This is a genomic window from Clostridium sp. CX1, from assembly GCF_025398335.1.
GTDB lineage: Bacteria > Bacillota > Clostridia > Clostridiales > Clostridiaceae > Clostridium_AM > Clostridium_AM tanneri.
Genome location: NZ_JAODOO010000057.1, coordinates 1 through 833 on the forward strand (window position 1 = coordinate 1; position 833 = coordinate 833).

Genomic DNA, 833 nt, shown 5'->3' on the forward strand with positions numbered 1-833 from the left:
AGGTGGATATTTACAAAAAATAAAAGATAAGAATGATAATACCTTAACCTTAAGTTATGATGGGACCATATTAAAGAAAATAACTGACGGAGCAGGAAGAGTAACTACCCTAGACGTATTAAGTAATGGATATCTTGTAGGGATAATAGAGCCAGATGGTAGCAGAACCAGCTTTGCTTATAATGGACAACAGCTTTCTAAAATAACTTATCCTGATGGAAACTACACTGTTTTTACTTATGATAGCAAGAATAATCTTAAAAAGGTATTAAATTATGATGGTTACAATATAAACTATGATTATTATACTCAAGCTCCTTACAGAGTAAGCAGCATAAAGGAATTTGGTACAGATGGAGCAGCAGGAGAAAGTTTAGCAATTGCTTATGGATATAACACAACTACCTTTACAGATAATAAAAGTAGGGTTAATTTATATCAATTTACTGATTATGGCATGACTAAGGGTATTAAAAACAGTGATGAAAGTGCTGAAGTTTATAGGTACGAGGACAGTAACAAAAATCTATATAATAAGCTTACAGCAGCTTCGAGAGTTCAGAAGTTTAGCAAAAACTATATAAGAAATCATAGCGTAGAACTAAATACGTCCAATTGGGAAAAAGCTAGTTGGAGAGGTGTAAGTATTGATGAAATAAAAGGTAACATTACTACTGAAGAAGCTTATATGGGAACAAAAAGTCTTAAAGTCACTAAAGATACTAACAGCAGCAGAGATTTTTATCAACAGTGGCTTAGCGGACTTGTAAGAAAAAAATCCTATGTCCTTTCAGCCTATGTTAAAACCAAGGATATTACAAAAACAAGTAATA

General features: G+C 32.3%; 1 pseudogene. It reads left to right on the plus strand.

Annotated elements, in window-relative coordinates:
• Nucleotides 1-833: pseudogene (locus N4T77_RS20105) on the plus strand (cell wall associated protein); the annotation flags it as partial.